Here is a 16,673-nt window from a genome sequence, read left to right as displayed (position 1 = left end):
GGGCGAAGGCCATTCTAGTGAAATCTCAATAAACATCTTAAATTGTACATTTAGCATTCTATCAACAAAAATTTAAGGCTAATTGGAAGTTCCCGCCTTCGCGGGAATGGCGCAAATTACAATCAAATGGACCTTTTATCAACCAGTTAACCTACAAAACATATTAATCATAGCAATTTGTTCAATGCTGTTTGGTACTGTATCCAATAACGCGGGCGAATACACGACCACAACCAGACATTGGGCTCTAGATATCGCCACATTCAAGCGATGTTTATCGAACAAAAAATTTAAGCCGCGTGGGGATTCATTCGCGCTGCTGGCACACATTGTTAAAAAGACAACGGGAGCTTCCTGTCCCTGAAATTTATCAACACTACCTACTTTTGCCTGTTCTCCCAGAACTGTTTTGAGTTTATTCACCTGATGATTATAAGGGCTCACAAAAAGAATATCGTCCCAGCCAAGTATCCTTTCTCTTCCATCATGGGTGTAAAACGTTCGCCCCAATAGTTCTCTGGTTAATTGAACGATTTGTTCCACTTCTTCATCACTGGCCTGTGTATTCCCTTCATGAAACACTGGGATGGTCACAATGCCGGCCTCTTTATTTAAAGGACCGTGATAATGTTCTAGAACCCTGATTCGTTGATTGTCATTTGCCGGCGCCGTTTCGAGTTTGCCTTCATAAATCGCTTCACTGATAAAGTGATTCACAGCAGAATGCATACGATAGGTAGTGCCAAGAAAGACGCCCATGCTATCAGGGATTGTTGGGGTATCGTGTAATAAATAATCCAAAATGGATAAACCGCTGTCTTCCGGATGGCTTCCCTGAGAGGGTTGTCCTAATTGCATTTGATCACCCATCAGGATGATGTTATCCGTAGCTCTGCTCATGGCAATTAAATTAGCAACACTCACTTGCCCCGCTTCATCAATAAACAAATAATCAAACTGGTATTCCAGTTCGTCCCGAGATAAACCCCAGGCTGTAGCTCCGACAACGCAACCTGGCCTGATAAAATCAATAATGTTTTTTGTTTCCAATACCTCAATATTCAGCACGTCAATCGCGCTGTCTGTATTGCGTGTACAGGAGAAATATCCTTTAATCCCCTCCTTCTCACAGTAGGTCGCAGTACTGATTAATAAATTATTAATGGCCTTATGACTGTTCGATGAAATGGCAATTTTCTTTCCTCTTTGAATCAATTCGGCAATCAAATGTTTTCCCGTATACGTTTTACCCGCGCCCGGAGGTCCTTGAATGGTGAGATAGCTTTTATCAAGATGCGTTACTGCCTGAATCATTTGCTGCATACGCTCTTGCGGATTATGGCTGGGCGCTATTGGTTGACCTGAAGGATGGTATTTAATTCTGGGAGTAGTTCTGGCCAAAACATCCAGCAAAGCAGACTGCAACAGTGTTCCTTTGAAATAATCCTGAGCCTGTTTGGCAATCGCCCCCGGTATAGGTCCTGGATTCACATATTCATCGGGAATCAAGGTGATCAGTTCATTAATCTCAGACCTGAGCTGCAGAGCGATTAAACCATGTTCCAAATCGCTGTCGATTGCATGATGAGTGGCTTTAACAGATTTACCGTCGTCATACTCCTTGCCTAAAATATAATATTCATTCGCACTCCCTTTAAATTCCTGATCCGGATCAAAGGAATATTCATAAACCAAATTTCGCGCAGTGGGTTTCGGTTTATATCCGGGTTTATTGGTACGCTGGCAATAGGCCAGGCAATCAATGTCATGAAGAAGCTCTTCCTCACTTAAACCCAACCGGTCAAACATACGCCAAAACACAGGTTTTGTTTCGCGTCGATGAAATTCAAGTGACCAGGCCAATACAGTATGAATCCTTGCCTGTTCTATATGTCCTTCATTACTCAGCTGTTCCGCCTGAGTCAACAGCGCATCACGCAATTTAATCGTCTCGGACACTTCTTCTGTAATTTCTTTTTCAGTAATTTCAGTTTTACCAAGATAGGTAATTCCCAGAGTTGTTTGGTGTGTTCTGAGCCAGTCGGCCAATTCCAGTGTTGAGTTGCAGTCATCAATATTGTATTCACGAATATCATTCAATATTTTAGAGGTGTGCCAGGTATCTCCATCCGGATTTTCCCGCCATCGTTCATAAACTACAACCGAGTCACCGCCAGAACCGACTTCGGTCTCTCGTTTGCCTCGATATAAATGCTCCACATTTTTAATGGAATAACGTGGCTCGCCGATAATTAATGAGCCTTTTACAACTTTATACAAATCAACAAAAACTTCATTGCGCAACAGTTGATCTACTTCAAATTCACACACACCGTATTTGCCCATTAATTTCCGACAGGCTGAGATTTCGTAGGGGGCATAATGATAAATATGCATGGAGGGGTCATCCAGCCATCGCTGATATGCCCACTCAATAAAAGCCCGAAAACTTTCTTTTTCCTGTTCGTGATGGTGTGCCCAATAATCAGTGTATTGTCGTTCACCCTGCTCATCCAGCCAGGTCACGCCCCATAAATATTCGAGACCGCCTTCTGCCAAAGGAAAACCTTCCAAATCAAAAAAAATATCGCGGCCTGATGCCGGGGGTAATAAAGCCAATCCTTGTTTTTTTCCTGGCTCTTGTGGAATGAACTGAAATTCAGGTATCGCCTTACCCTCACTTTGCATTTGCACTTTAGCTTGTAGCTTCAAGCGTTCTAAAATGTCAGGTTTGATGCCTTTAACCTGTTTCAAATGGGTATTCGCCAAAGCAGTCATGGTGGTAATTCCAGCTTTGGTCAAATGCTTGATCTGCCCGGAAGTAATAGTAGCAACCTGAATCAGATGATCGACCTGTTGTAACAAGTGCTCCGCATGATTACTCCATCTCCCCCAACTTTTTGATGCAGCCGGATCTGGGCAATTTCCGAGAGTAAAGTGCTGATGAGTAGCTATAAATTGCTCTTTTAGTTTTTGATAAAAATAATAGTAATCAGCGGTTCTGAATCGTTTGTATTCCTTAGTACCTAAAATAACCGTAATGTACTCGGGTTTTCTATCTTGAATCACTTCCAGCATCTCAGCATAGCAGCATAATTGAATCAAAAAAGAGGGTTTGGCTGATTGTGACAATTTGGTGTCGTACAATTCATAATGATAATCCCCAAACCGACTTGCCCCTTCAGTTTTGATAAGAAAATCCGCATAACCTTTAAAAGGCAGTAATTCCAATCGTGGCTGATAAATCACATCAATTCCTTTTATCATGGCCTCACGAGTTGCTTGGAACGGCTCGTCGCTGTCATGTAAATCAGCTATGGTTAATCCCTGTTGCTGAAAACCAGCCAAAACATCTCGTTCGTGTTGATTTCCCTTATCCTGTAACACCTCTCCAAGAGCATCACGTTCATCTGGTTCAGGCAGTAACTCTGGGTTAGTCAATGCCAAATGCTCCATCCATGAAGCAAAAGGGCTTTCCATGAATTGAGTTAAATCGGAAGGAGAAAACACGAGCTTGCTGGATTGAATATACATTTTTAATAATGAAATTTTATGGAATGTTATGATTCTAGGTTCAAATCAGTTAAAGAGATAGCAGTAGAAGGTATTATTTACGCAGGGTTAATTCTCTATCGGATAACAGCTCAATAAATCAGGGTATTCCGTCATTCTGAATGCATTGAATTCAAATGCGGGCATAGCGCCACCTTCAGGAGATCCCTCGTTTCACTCGGGATGACGTGTTCTTTAGGTATTACGTCATCCTGAACGTAGTGAAGGATCTCCAAATCCAGGCAAAGTGCCACATTCAGGAGATCCCTCATTGCATTCGGGATGACGTTTCTCAGGTATATTGAGACCTTATGCCCTCAGAACTATTTGTTGTAGAAAAATAAGTACTATTCGATTCCGCACTGGATTAAACTAATGAAATTTATTGGAGCCTGTAATGCAACCACCCAAATGTTCTGTTTTTATTGCCACAAGTCTTGATGGTTATATTGCCAGAGATGATGGAGCAATTGATTGGTTAATGAAGTCCCACGAACTGGTTCCTCAAGGCGAGGATTGTGGTTATAAAAAATTTATCGCCACTGTTGATACTCTGATTATGGGGCGCGCATCTTATGAAAAAATCAGAACTTTCGAAGAATGGCCTTATGGACAACTGCCCGTTATAGTAATGAGCAGTCAAAATATTCAAATTCCTGAACACTTAAGCTCTCAAGTCTCAGTAACCAGAAAATCCCCCGAAGCATTGATTGAGCAACTTCGAACACAAGGAGTCAAACATGTGTACATCGATGGAGGGATTACCGTACAAGGTTTTTTAGCTAAAAAACTGATTGATGAGCTAACAATTACCTACATTCCTGTACTTATCGGTTCTGGACGACCCTTGTTTGGTGCACTTAAAGAAGACATTACCTTGAAGCTAATCGAGACGGAAACTTTTGGATCTAATATAGTGCAGGTCAAATACAGTGTGGAACAATAAAGGACAACCCAATGCCTGAGCGGGACTCCGGCATTGGGGGATTCATTCAGGACACCTGTTCAACTTTGATGTAAGGATTAGCATACCCTACAATATTGGCAACCTCAGCAGCCCAGGCCAACTCCCACAAATCCGGGGGGAATTCCCTGTTCCATTTCAATAACAGTTCTCTTTGTTCAGGACTTATCTCCACCTGATATTTATCTGCCATAAAAAGATTGGCTCGAGCCACTGTTCCTTTGGCTCTATCAGGCGGCTCAGCAATTTTTAAAGTCTTATCGGCTTCAAATTCACAACCGTAATACCCTCTTTTATTTTCCAGATATCCAAAACTGAAATTGGAACGTTCCTGATTCACTGCACCTACTGCTGGCCAAAGATTATATAATTCGGCTTCCTTTCTTCTGAATTCAGGATCGATTTTTTCACAGCATTTTCGCCCCTTATATTCTTTGCCTGTTTTTTCATTAACGCACAACTTTTCTGTCCAGCATTGATGATAGCGTCCAAAATCTGATGCCGGCATCATATGCTCCCATTCCACCCGCCTAGCTCGTGTAATGGGGGCTGCTGTGTCCATAGTACAACTGGTTAAATCTACATTCTTTTCCTTATCATACTTACATCCACAATACAGCGTTATTTGATGCGTAGAAAACAGATCAAAGGCAATTTTTTTAGCAGTAGTGAAGGTTAGTGGGGCTGTTGCGAAACTTATCGCGAAAGGCAGGATAAGAAGAATAGAGATCAGTTTAACTCGTTGTAATACGCCATTAAACATAACGGTGTCCTCCTTGTGCATCAATTAAAATCCAATAGATTTAATCTCGCTCGGAGGTTGGAGGTTCACAAAGAAACGTGTTGGACTAAAAACGTCGTACTGCGTAATCAGGTCTCAACTTCACGTCACTCTGATTACAGCTCTTTATTCAATTAAATGATAAAGAATCGCTCCATGGCATCTATATTAAAAAAACTTCATTGTTTCAACAAGTTATGCGCGCAATTAAGACGAAGGATGGTAAATAAGAACGCACTGATTAATTCGATTTCTTAAAATGGTTTTTGATTAAATGATGTGCGATATTAAGCAGCAGTAAAGCCTCCAAAATATCGGTTAAAGAGGCTTTATCTGGTAAAAAAATAAATAAATATTTTTTATAGTGAATTTTTTATTCTTTGTGCTTCAAATTTGGAATGAGATATTTGAATGTATCTGTTGCAATTATTCAACTCGGCATATTGCAAACTATAGACTGCGTTATCAAGCTCTTTTTTCGCGGCGGAATAAACGTCTTCGACTAACCAGTCTCCAGCAATATCAATTTGCATGGATGCCATTGCAAGTTTTTCTGCACAGGCTCTTTTTTCCTGGCTTGATACTAAAGAAGCAACAGCCTGCGCCAAATCGCGACATTTTTGCGTCAAAATATCTTTACTCTCGAAGGTATTATTTGAATTTGCATTTAAAGCCAAAACGGACAGGCTTAGAATTAAAACTCCTTTTAATCTATTAATCATATAAACTCCTGTAATTTTCTGAATAAAACCTTTACTAATATTGCATTTCCCTAAAACAACTAATGGTAAATCCAGAGGATAATCCTGTCCCATGTCTCAGAAATCTTGAACTTAATTCCAGAGTAAACGTGAATAAACTCTGGAAGTTCTTCCATCAAGAGACAGAAGAACTTGAATCGAACAATTACTTGTTAAGTAATTAACTTGTGGTAATCAGAGCTGACTCGATAAAAGCAGAACATCTTTAACCAAACGCGTTAATACCTGTTATATGTCTTCCCATGACCAGGGTATGAACATTATCAGTACCCTCATAAGTAAAGACCGATTCCAAATTAAGCATATGTCTGATGACATGATACTCAAGACTAATTCCATTTCCGCCCATTAGATTCCTACATTTTCGTGAAATTTTCAATGCCTCACGACAAGCATTCCCTTTAGCCAGCGAAATCATCGTCGGTGTTTCCCGATGTTGATCTTTCAAACGGCCTATCTGTAAATTTAAGCATTGTGCTTTAATAATCTCGGTATACATTTCTGCCAGATCTTTCTGGATTAATTGAAAAGAAGCCAGCGGTTTATCAAATTGCTTACGTTCCAGCAGGTAATCACGCACCAGATCAAAACACGCCATAGCAGCGCCCATCGCTCCCCAGGCAATTCCATAACGCGCCTGACTCAAACAACTCAAAGCAGCGCCCAAACCCTTCTCAGTTCCCGGAAGAAGATTTTCATCTGGAACAAAAACATGATCAAAAACCAACTCACCCGTTATGGAAGCACGTAAAGACATTTTCAATTTAATCTCAGGACAACTCATTCCTTTGGATTGGGTATCAACAATAAAGCCTCTGATCCCAGACTCCGTCTTGGCCCAGACTATTGCGATATCCGCTATAGGGGCGTTAGTAATCCACATTTTTGCGCCATTTAAAATCCAGCCGCCATCTACTTTTTTAGCATGGGTACGCATGCTTGCTGGATCGGAACCGGAATCAGGCTCCGTTAAACCAAAACAACCTATCACTTCACCAGCGGCCATCGCCGGCAAATAACGCATTTTTTGTTCTTCATTTCCAAATTTGAAAATTGGGAACATGCATAAAGAACTTTGTACGGAAACAAAACTACGCAAACCGCTATCGCCCCGTTCTAACTCCTGGCATACCAACCCATACGATACATAAGAAGCCTCTGATCCACCGTATTGAGTGGGCAAAGTCAAACCCAATAAACCCAGCTCGGCAGATTGTTTAATTAACTCACGGGGAAAATGGGCATGTTCAAAAGATTCAGCCATCAATGGAATTACGTCATTGCTGACAAAACGCGCAACGCTATCACGTATCATGCGTTCATCATCATGCAATTGTTCATCAAGAAATAACAAGTCGTCCACTTTCCTTCTCCCTTTTATCTGACTGTAATGCGATTACCGCCTCTATAATACTTTCCTGACTGGGTAATAAATAATGCCAGGCAGTTCCTAATGGAATAAAACAATCTTTACCGGTGAGACGTTTTATTTTCAAACCTGATGAAGCTTCTTCCATCAATAATGTCACTAATCCTTCACTAATTGAGCCGCTTTGTCTACCTTCATCGACAATTAAAATTCGTTTTGCATTAGCCACTTCGTTTAAGATGGCTTCTTTTGGCAAAGGACTAAGCCAGCGTAAATCGACAATTTTAACCTTGATGCCATGATTTTCACGCAACACTTTCTCAGCCTGACGCGATAAATAATACCCATTTGCATAAGTTAAAATAACCGTATCGCCTTCACCGAAAACCCCTACACTTCCCTGAGCAATCAGTTCATTCGGCGCTGGGTAATCAAATAGCCAGCCATTATCTCCCGGGCTATGCAAATCTTTAGTCATATATAAAGCAATAGGTTCTAAAAACACGACTACCCGACCTTCCTGAGCCGCCAGGCGCATACAGGTTCGTAACATACGCGCAGCATCTGGGCCATTTGAAGGGCAAGCCACAATCACCCCAGGTAAATCGCGCAATACCGCAATGGAGTTATCATTATGAAAATGTCCACCAAAACCTTTTTGATAAGCCAGAGATGCGATTCTTAACACCATGGGATTTTTATATAAGCCACTGGAGAAAAAAGATAAGGTAGACGCTTCACCACGTAATTGATCTTCTGCATTATGTAAATATGCGAGAAACTGAATTTCAGGTACCGGAATAAACCCATTATGAGCCAATCCAATCGCGGTTCCCAGTATCGTCGTTTCATCCAAAATAGTATCAAAAACTCGGCGTTGACCAAAACGAGCCTGAAGATCAGCGGTAACTCGATAGACCCCTCCCTTCTTACCCACGTCTTCGCCAAAAATCAGCATATTAGAATATTGCAGCATCAAATCCGTCAACGCAAAGTTAATGTGTTGACACATATTGCGCTTTAAAGACAACTGATTGTAAGCACCCGCGAATGCCTTGATTCGACTCGGTTCATCCGGAAGAGCATACCCTTTCTTTTTTTCTACTTTCGGAATTATTGAAGCCATCACTTCTTCAGCACTGCTCATTCGAGGCTCTCTGATCGCCTCCACTGCTTTAGCCTCGATTAGGTCTTTATTATCCTGATACAGATCGACCATGGCTTGAAGGGTCATCCAGCCTTCCCGATAAAGAATACCGGCCGTATGCAGTAACGGATCATTGGCCTCTCTGCGTTCTATTTCGGTTTGCGTAGCGTATTGAGATTCAATATCAGAACCGGCATGTCCCAGCAAACGGACACAGCGCATGTGTAAAAACACGGGTTGTTTTTTTGTTCGAGCCAGATATTCTGCTTCCTGAGCTTTTGCATAGGTATCGGCAATATTTAAGCCATCACAGGTAATATAATGCAGCCCTGGGCGTGAACTGATTGAAGTCTCTATCCAGTTGGATGGTGTAGGGACTGAAATGCCAATTCCGTTATCTTCGCAAACAAATACTATGGGCAAAGGATAATTTTGTTGCGTAATCCAGGAGCAGGCATTCAAGGTAGTCTGAGTGGATGCGTGATTGGTCGAAGCATCACCAAAAGAACACAGAATGACTGAGTCCGCAGCCAGATTACCTGATATACCCAGTTCTTTTGCCCGGGTTATGGATAAGGCAGCGCCTAACGCTTTGGGTAAATGAGAAGCAATGGTGGATGTTTGAGGCGGTATATTTAATGGGACACTACCAAATACCTTATGTCGACCACCCGAGATCGGATCACATGCCGCGGCAACCAAAGACAAAAGAATATCTTTTACGCCATCCGTACCCTGAAGTTGTTTCGCCCTTTGTAAATAGAATGCGCCGCTGCGGTAATGTAAAAAAGCCATATCGGTATGCTTAAATACCTGCCCCATTACGGCATTACCCTCATGCCCGCTACTGCCTATGGTATAAAATGACAACCCTTTTTCTTTTAACTGTCTGGCAATTAAATCAAGCAAACGGGATTTAATCTGTGAATCAAAAAGTTCTATGGCAGTTTTTTTATCCAATTCTGCCATTTCGGGGCTCATAGTACTGTGGGGCTTCGGGAAATCCCCTTGCAATACTCGCTTAATAAACTGCTCATCAACTACACTGGCTCTATCTAACATCACCACACCCTGTTCAAATTGCGTAATGACCAGATGAACTCAAGGCTATATTCAATTACATTAAGAGTAATGATTTTCTCAGTTCAATTCCTGGTATCCCTTCCTGGTGAATTTTAAAGCAATTCACAACTCTGCCGATAACAAAGACGTTGAGTATATACTGATTCAAATTGAACCGGAAGAATGCCTATGGCTGTTGAAATGAATAAATCCTCAAGCGTCAGGTTAACCCCTGTCCAGGAAATAAAATTAGCAAAACCAGCCACGGAACTTTATGTAGGTCAAATCCTCAAAACGGTGGTCGTCACCGCATTAACGAATAATCAGGTACTGATTAATATAAACGGGCAAAATCTCAATGCCAAAAGTTCACATCATTTTACTCCGGGAGAACTGCTCGAAGTGAAAGTAGTTGCAAACCACCATGAAACCATACTTGAAGTGCAACAGAAGAATCCAGAACTATCCATATTGCAAAATGCTCTGCTCCAGGCGCTGCCCAAACAGGCTCCTCCTACAAATATGCTGCAAACCCTCACTGAATTAATGAAATCAGACCAATTACCCTACTCGCTCAATCAACAGATTAAATCCCTGTTAAACAGCATTACAGGCCTGACTCAGTTACCGCAACAATTCATGCAGGCGATTAATCAGAGTGGTATTTTTTTGGAGTCGACTTTGCTTGATTGGCGAAGGGGCATAACGCAGCAAAAACTAAAATCAGATTTCAAAGGACAATGTTTCAAATTATTAAATTGCTTACCTGAAGACAGAAGAGTTAATCCCTACAGGGTTCCTGATACAGAAATAAAACGATTAGCTCAGGATCCTTTGCCTTTACCAGGGGCGATACCTCAACCTCTATCCAGAGGCATGATGCTGAACACTTTGGACTTGTCGCTTGAGGCATTGCAGCATCTATTACGCGATCAAATCAATCAAGTAATAGCGCGCATCACAGCAAATCAAATTAATCATCTTTCTAATGATCACAAGAACGGATACCTCGTGATGCTGGATTTGCCTGTAAAAACCGAGCAAAACATAGACGTCATTCCTTTGATGATCAAACAACATAAAGCAGAGCCTATGCAACAGTCTCGATGGTCTCTATCGTTTGCCCTCAATCTGACTCATCTTGGAGCCTTGCAGGCAACAATAACTCTTAATGCGAAACACATTGATATTAAAATCAATACCCAAAATGCATCCGCCTTACAAACGCTTGATGAATATCAACTGGAAATGAAACAGGTACTTGCTGATTTAGGACTAAAACTTCGCAACTGGAATGTTCAAGCAGGATTGGAAGAAAATCACATTGATGTTGCGAATTTACGATTACTGGACATACGCATATGAAAAAAAATAAAACCAGGGCGGTAGCATTACGGTATGATGGGACTTCCGCCCCCAGAGTTACTGCCAAAGGGGAAGGATATATAGCGCGACAAATCATTGCTACAGCAAAAGAGCATGGGATTCCTCTGGAACAGAATGAGGAACTGACATCGCTGCTGGCTAACATTCATATCAATGAAGAAATTCCCAAGGATCTGTACGCTGCCGTCGCTCAGATATTGGCCTTTCTTTATTATGTGGATGGAAAAAAATCCGAGAAAATAAAAGGAGATGACACAACTGGCATTTAATGATTAATTAATCTACAATTTGCTTATAATAACCACAAGAGGTTTCACTATGAAATGGATATTGTTAATAGGAGTTACCTTATTATCTACCGGTTGTGTTTATACATCTACGGAAATCGTTGAATACAGACAGGTTACTGTCGCGCCGGTCGTTGAAACAGTGATGTTTGATTACGATGATCCGGGGCCATTAGATGTGACGACTACTACCATTGATTTTTATTAATGGGAACAATTGAAGCTTCAGTACAATAAAAGGATTGTCCTCTGTTCAACTAAAGAGGCACAATCCAGTTAATTAAGTCCCGCTTGAGACATAGTATCTTCTCATAACGCGGATTACGTCATCTCGAACGATGAAGTGTAGAAATCTAATGTTTATAGCTTATATCATCATTGGGAGGAGAAGGATCTTCATTCACCTTCTCATCATGCTTAATCTCATGCAGTGCGGACTTGAATTCAGAAATTGAATGAGCAAGCCCATGTTCACTTCCCGCTTTATATGCTGCAAATCCCGTCCCCGCTGTTACAGCGACCGCTCCAACGCCTATTCCGACTGCCGTCCCAACGCTAAGTCCTGCTGCGCCTACGACCGTCATTAGCAGGCTGGTTCCTCCAGTAGGAATTGCGGCTAAAACACCCGCTACAATTAATGCCAAACAAGTAAAAGTCATTAATCCTGCACCCAAAGCTTTCCATCCTGGTGAAGTTGCTCCTGATACATGCTGTGAGAGACTGGCCAATCGCCTCATACTCTCCTGATATTCAGGATTATCAGGTTGATCATGATTCTGTATTACATAAGTACAATGTGGAAGGGTTGCATTAAGATCAGCCAAACTTCGTGAATCAGGGTTCTCAGCGGCAATTTTTTTTATGTTGCGTAACACATCTTGCCCACTGTCGTATAACTGCTGTTTCTTTTGATCACCTGAAATGGTTCGCGCAAAATCAGCAAGGCTTAGTTCAAATTCTCGCAAATTTGTTCCATATTGGTTCCTGGCTTCATCAGAAGGTATTTTAAGAAAATCAACGTTACCCACTTTATTCTGTTTATTAGTCTTTGCGCTGGAAAGATAAAACTGCTCGGAAGAAGCTGATGAAAACGCTGTGCTGCTTCCAAAAAAATTATTCGCCATGGAATCGGTTTTCATTCCTGGAGAGCCATGAATATGATGAGTGGTTATTTCGGCAGCATTGCCACCCTCAGCACGCATTGTTTCAATATTGGCTGGATTTCTACCCATTTGCTCATATCGTTTTTGCATCCAAATCTGAGTTGATTTTTCAACAGCAGTTCCAGTTCTGTCCTGTCCACTGGCACATTGAACGATACTTACCGTGGCATCTTTTTGAGCCGCTGCCAGTACAACTTTAGTGACCTGAGCCAGTCGATTAGCCTTTTGAAGGGGTAAGGTACCAACCGGAGCTTCTCCTTCGGCAAAATGTAAATTGGGCGCTACATCCATGGATCGAAAGGTGCCGTCCGGATTCGTTGGTGCATAAGTAATATCATCACCATTCCCTTGTTTACGAGTTGCTTTGTACAAATTGTTAATCATCGTCGTCTGATTTTCCAGAGGACTGTATGTATTCAGGCAAGTAACATGTAACCTTGGAGACTCAATGTTCATTCGTCGCTCAGCAGCCATGCGCATTTGCTCTAAATTCTGTATGGTATGCGCTTCAACAGCCTTACTGGATTCACCAGAACCCACATAAACAGGAACCCCCATTCGTGCCAGCCAAAGAGTATTTTCCTGATCCGCATGAACCGTGTTGAGATCGGATTCCTCTAACACTTCCTCCGTCATTGGAATCAGTTCATTTTTGACTATGAACGCATTTTTTGCTCCAACAGGATGTGTTTTTCGCGCTTGAGCAGAGAGTGCTGTGGTGTCCTGATCCATCAGATCGACAAACAAGGCATCTGCTTCCTGAATGGCTGTATTTTTTGAATTGTGGGCATTTTTTTCTTCACTAAAAGGATAAGGCTGAATTTTTGCTAATTCTTTTATTGCATCATGCTGCGCTTGTGTTTTTTCAGTAACAGGGTATTGAGTTTCACGCTGAAAAACACGTGCCGTTTTATCATAGGTTAAAGTAACCATGGTTCGTGCGGGATTTTCCAGCAGGCTTGATAAATTACGGTAATGAAATAACAGTTTCTCTGCTTGCTCCGCAGTGTCACAACCTTGAGTTAAATTGGCTTCATGTAGTTCTTTAACTAAAGTACTGTTAAATTCTGTTTCAAGTTTTGTTATTGCTTTTAATTTCTCAGAGTTACTCTTCCCACTTTGAGCTGTCTCCAAAACCGCCCGAGTTAACTCCTGAAAATTGACTTTTAAACGGTCACGGCATGCCGGTCCGGGATCCTGATCACCCAGTTTTTGGTTAATGGCAAAATCAATGGGGCGTAAACGGGAAAGACAGCGCAACAGGGCATTATTTGCTTCGATAACGGGTGCATTATGGGGCATACGCTCTTCTAAAGGTACAGAGTGAGTTGCATCCCGTACCCATTGTTCTTCACCATCTACTTGAACAAGTTGAGACACGATACCAAATTGAGCGTCATTTGTTTCACGTAACAAATCGCCCATCTCGCTGTATAAATCCTGCAGGCCAGCGTTAGGTGTGTTGTTAATTAAGTCAACAACACGTTCACTATCAAGACGTTGCTCCTTTATTAACTTATTCTCTGTTTCATCACGATAAGACGCTTCGTTCACCATCGTTTGATATAACTGTGAGTGTGGCATGCGGGTAGCCTCGCTGATTCAATTAATGCGGTTTATATGTTAACTATACTCCAGAAATATTAAGTAAACCTTTCCTTAATAAAAAACAGCCAGATCATTTAACGATTAAATGATATCGCCAATCCTAGACATAGAATCACCAGTTGTGTTAGAAAGACTCATTGATATTTACCAGTACCTGTATGAAAAAAATAGCTTCTCTTCTTATTATGCTTGCAAGTTCCAGTCTCTATGCCCTGCCGAAAGGTTTTGTGTATCTGCATGAAGTTGCTCCAGACATCCTGCAGGACATGCGTTATGCCACTTCAAATAATTTTATTGGGAATCCCATTCCTGGTTATCTCAGAGGTGTTTGCATCGTTACCCGACAAACTGCGGAGCAATTAAAAAAAGTAGAACAGGCTGTCAAGACCAAAGGTTATACCTTGAAGGTTTATGATTGTTACAGACCGCAACAAGCGGTTAATTATTTTTATAAGTGGAGTCAAAATTCAAAGGACGAGCGCCAAAAACCAGAATATTATCCTCGTGAGATTAAAAAAGATCTGTTTAAACGAGATTATATAGCTCTTACATCCGGTCATACACGAGGCAGCACGGTAGACTTAACCTTGGTACAACTCGATACTGCGAATCGTACTATCCCCACGCATCCTATTACTCGGTGTTATGATAAATCACCGGATTATTTAAATGATAATTCCATCGACATGGGTACTCGCTTTGATTGCCTTGATGTGACGGCCAATAGCAACTATACCAATCTAAGTAAATCTCAAAAGGCAAATCGATCACTTTTAAAACAACTGATGATCAGTAATGGGTTTAAACCTTATTATTCTGAATGGTGGCATTATACGTTACGCAATGAACCTTTTCCCCATAAGTACTTTAATTTTCCTGTTCAATAACCCTGTGATCATTAAAATGCTATATTGATTATTTTTAATCCATCAAGTATGATCGCTCTCCGTTATTTAAGCTTGTACCGTTTTTCGGAGATTAACTCAATGCGAACATCTAAGTTGTTTTTGTTATCTATAGCGCTTAGTACAAATCTATTTGCCCAGGATCTTAAGATAGTTGGAACAATAACTCAGACTCTTAAAGCGCCACAGAATAAATCCCTCAATACAAAAGCAGAACAACAAGACATTAAACTGCTTAAAATGCAATTATCTCCAAATGCTATCCAGACGCTGAATAAGCGAAGTATAGCAACTATCAACAAATCCAATGCCCTGATCTCCCCTTCACATTTACCACAAAAGATTGAATTGGGCATGAATAATGTACCCGTTTTAAATCAAGGAAGCTTTGGTTCCTGCGTTACTTTTGCAACCACGGCAGCAGTTGATGCAGCCTTGAATAAAGGGGATTACATCAGTCAATTATGCCAATTACAATTAGGTATGTATCTGGAACAAAATGGATATGCACCAAGTGGTTGGGATGGTTCGTTTGGTCGATTGGCTTTAAGTCAAATGGAACATTTCGGAATAGTCAGCAAAGAAAAACAGAAAGCTATTGGTTGTGGTGGTTTAACTGAGTATCCCAAAAGTGAACAACCAGGTCCAGAGACTGCAATGCCATTAGAAAAATTCCATGAATTAAGCGAGGATCTTAATGAAAAGACCGTATTGTTCTCGCCTATTCTTGATATATATCAAGCAATTATGGAACGTACTGACACGAATAAAACGATTAATGAGATTAAAGCAGCCCTTAATGAAAACGACCGGGTAACCTTCGCCGTTCTTTTATTGGATTTTGATCTGGGTACCATGGGAGCAATAGGAACTCATAACTCCAAATTCGATACCTGGGTGCTTACTCCTGAAATAGCACGTGACATCTATTTGAATCCACTATTTGGTGGTCATGAAATGGTTATTACCGGATATGATGATGATGCCATTGCAATTGATGATCAAGGCCGTCAACACAAGGGATTATTTACCCTTCGCAATTCATGGGGTGAACAGTATGGAGACAAAGGTAATTTTTATATGTCTTATGATTATTTCAAAGTTCTGGTAATCGAAGCGCAACGCATACGCAACCTTCCCAGTGAAGTTGAAAATTCAGATACAGCTACTGCCTAAATTCCAAATCAAATAACTCAGGTTTACTATGAACCTGAGTTATTTTCACGTTCAATCAAAGAAATTAATTAGAATAAGTACGTCATCCTTAAAGATATTTGAAAGAAGCAGTAAGAAGGTTTGTTTTTGACCCATACCCGTCAAATCAAAAGTAGCCCGGATGAAGCACAGCGAAATCCGGGAAGTCCATGCGCAGCATGGTACCTTTTTAAGCGGTGCCCGCTTCGCGGGACTTCCCGGATTACGTGCTTCGCACTTCATCCAGGCTACTATTATGAGGGCTAGGAGTCATCTTGACCCATACCCTCAAATCATAAGTAGCCCGGATGAAGCACAGCGAAATCCGGGAAGCCTATGCGCAGCATAGTACCTTTTTAATCAGTGCTCGCTTCGCGGGACTTCCCGGATTACGTGCTTCGCACTTCATCCAGGCTACTATTATGAGGGCTAGGAGTCATCTTGACCCATACCCTCAAATCATAAGTAGCCCGGATGAAGCACAGCGAAATCCG

General features: G+C 41.3%; 13 protein-coding genes. 7 read left to right on the top strand and 6 right to left on the bottom strand.

Going from position 1 to position 16,673, the window contains the following annotated elements:
• Positions 1-138: 138 nt before the first annotated feature.
• Positions 139-3,534, bottom strand: coding sequence for a TM0106 family RecB-like putative nuclease (locus tag IZU94_RS11515; RefSeq protein WP_203110761.1), 3,396 nt, complete (start codon positions 3,532-3,534; stop codon positions 139-141).
• A 415-nt stretch (positions 3,535-3,949) separates the two neighbouring features.
• On the opposite strand from IZU94_RS11515, the gene IZU94_RS11510 reads away from it, so the two are divergent.
• Positions 3,950-4,498, top strand: coding sequence for a dihydrofolate reductase family protein (locus IZU94_RS11510; RefSeq protein ID WP_203110759.1), 549 nt, complete (start codon positions 3,950-3,952; stop codon positions 4,496-4,498).
• A 46-nt stretch (positions 4,499-4,544) separates the two neighbouring features.
• Here the strand turns inward: IZU94_RS11510 and IZU94_RS11505 are convergent, their stop codons facing one another.
• From IZU94_RS11505 to IZU94_RS11490, 4 genes are all read right to left on the bottom strand, one after another.
• Entirely contained in the window at positions 4,545-5,279 is a 735-nt protein-coding gene (locus IZU94_RS11505) for an endonuclease (RefSeq protein ID WP_203110757.1), read from the bottom strand.
• A 377-nt stretch (positions 5,280-5,656) separates the two neighbouring features.
• Positions 5,657-6,019, bottom strand: coding sequence for a hypothetical protein (locus IZU94_RS11500; RefSeq protein WP_203110756.1), 363 nt, complete (start codon positions 6,017-6,019; stop codon positions 5,657-5,659).
• A gap of 244 nt (positions 6,020-6,263) precedes the next feature.
• Positions 6,264-7,421, bottom strand: a complete 1,158-nt coding sequence (locus IZU94_RS11495) for an acyl-CoA dehydrogenase family protein (RefSeq protein ID WP_203110755.1) — start codon at positions 7,419-7,421, stop codon at positions 6,264-6,266.
• Positions 7,399-9,636 (bottom strand): dehydrogenase E1 component subunit alpha/beta, encoded by a 2,238-nt coding sequence (locus tag IZU94_RS11490; protein WP_203110754.1) that lies wholly within the window; start codon positions 9,634-9,636, stop codon positions 7,399-7,401. The genes IZU94_RS11495 and IZU94_RS11490 overlap by 23 nt, the downstream gene beginning before the upstream one ends.
• 201 nt (positions 9,637-9,837) lie before the next feature.
• Here IZU94_RS11490 and fliK point away from each other — a divergent pair, with 201 nt between their 5' ends.
• From fliK to IZU94_RS11475, 3 genes are read left to right on the top strand one after another with little or no spacing between them, the layout of a single operon-like run.
• Positions 9,838-11,001, top strand: coding sequence for a flagellar hook-length control protein FliK (gene fliK / locus IZU94_RS11485; RefSeq protein WP_238400703.1), 1,164 nt, complete (start codon positions 9,838-9,840; stop codon positions 10,999-11,001).
• A complete protein-coding gene (locus tag IZU94_RS11480) occupies positions 10,998-11,291 on the top strand; it encodes an EscU/YscU/HrcU family type III secretion system export apparatus switch protein (protein WP_203110752.1) in 294 nt (97 codons plus the stop codon). Before fliK ends, IZU94_RS11480 begins: the two co-directional genes overlap by 4 nt.
• A gap of 49 nt (positions 11,292-11,340) precedes the next feature.
• Complete coding sequence (locus IZU94_RS11475; protein WP_203110751.1) at positions 11,341-11,517, top strand: hypothetical protein; 177 nt, start codon at positions 11,341-11,343, stop codon at positions 11,515-11,517.
• Between the two features lie 145 nt (positions 11,518-11,662).
• On the opposite strand, the gene IZU94_RS11470 is transcribed toward IZU94_RS11475, so the two are convergent.
• The gene (locus tag IZU94_RS11470) at positions 11,663-14,056 is read right to left on the bottom strand and encodes a hypothetical protein (protein WP_203110749.1); all 2,394 of its coding nucleotides are present in this window, start codon (positions 14,054-14,056) and stop codon (positions 11,663-11,665) included.
• A gap of 182 nt (positions 14,057-14,238) precedes the next feature.
• Between IZU94_RS11470 and IZU94_RS11465 the strand changes: the two genes are divergently transcribed.
• The 3 genes from IZU94_RS11465 to IZU94_RS18225 all read left to right on the top strand — a co-directional run.
• Positions 14,239-14,967: a M15 family metallopeptidase gene (locus IZU94_RS11465; protein WP_203110747.1), complete on the top strand. Its 729-nt coding sequence runs from the start codon at positions 14,239-14,241 to the stop codon at positions 14,965-14,967.
• Between the two features lie 99 nt (positions 14,968-15,066).
• The gene (locus tag IZU94_RS11460) at positions 15,067-16,161 is read left to right on the top strand and encodes a C1 family peptidase (RefSeq protein WP_203110745.1); all 1,095 of its coding nucleotides are present in this window, start codon (positions 15,067-15,069) and stop codon (positions 16,159-16,161) included.
• A gap of 326 nt (positions 16,162-16,487) precedes the next feature.
• Positions 16,488-16,673: hypothetical protein (locus IZU94_RS18225; RefSeq protein WP_238400702.1), on the top strand; the 186-nt coding region annotated here is incomplete at its 3' end.

This window comes from Legionella bononiensis, from assembly GCF_016786215.1.
GTDB classification, from domain to species: domain Bacteria; phylum Pseudomonadota; class Gammaproteobacteria; order Legionellales; family Legionellaceae; genus Legionella; species Legionella bononiensis.
Note: the sequence above shows the minus strand (reverse complement) of the source record. Positions and strands in the feature narration are given on the sequence as shown.

What these genes read in the sequence shown, in the direction of transcription:
- IZU94_RS11515 (WP_203110761.1), bottom strand. Translation starts at nt 3,534, where the DNA reads ATGTATATTCAATCCAGCAAGCTCGTGTTTTCTCCTTCCGATTTAACT.
- IZU94_RS11510 (WP_203110759.1), top strand. Translation starts at nt 3,950, where the DNA reads ATGCAACCACCCAAATGTTCTGTTTTTATTGCCACAAGTCTTGATGGT.
- IZU94_RS11505 (WP_203110757.1), bottom strand. Translation starts at nt 5,279, where the DNA reads ATGTTTAATGGCGTATTACAACGAGTTAAACTGATCTCTATTCTTCTT.
- IZU94_RS11500 (WP_203110756.1), bottom strand. Translation starts at nt 6,019, where the DNA reads ATGATTAATAGATTAAAAGGAGTTTTAATTCTAAGCCTGTCCGTTTTG.
- IZU94_RS11490 (WP_203110754.1), bottom strand. Translation starts at nt 9,636, where the DNA reads ATGTTAGATAGAGCCAGTGTAGTTGATGAGCAGTTTATTAAGCGAGTA.
- fliK (WP_238400703.1), top strand. Translation starts at nt 9,838, where the DNA reads ATGAATAAATCCTCAAGCGTCAGGTTAACCCCTGTCCAGGAAATAAAA.
- IZU94_RS11480 (WP_203110752.1), top strand. Translation starts at nt 10,998, where the DNA reads ATGAAAAAAAATAAAACCAGGGCGGTAGCATTACGGTATGATGGGACT.
- IZU94_RS11475 (WP_203110751.1), top strand. Translation starts at nt 11,341, where the DNA reads ATGAAATGGATATTGTTAATAGGAGTTACCTTATTATCTACCGGTTGT.
- IZU94_RS11470 (WP_203110749.1), bottom strand. Translation starts at nt 14,056, where the DNA reads ATGCCACACTCACAGTTATATCAAACGATGGTGAACGAAGCGTCTTAT.
- IZU94_RS11465 (WP_203110747.1), top strand. Translation starts at nt 14,239, where the DNA reads ATGAAAAAAATAGCTTCTCTTCTTATTATGCTTGCAAGTTCCAGTCTC.
- IZU94_RS11460 (WP_203110745.1), top strand. Translation starts at nt 15,067, where the DNA reads ATGCGAACATCTAAGTTGTTTTTGTTATCTATAGCGCTTAGTACAAAT.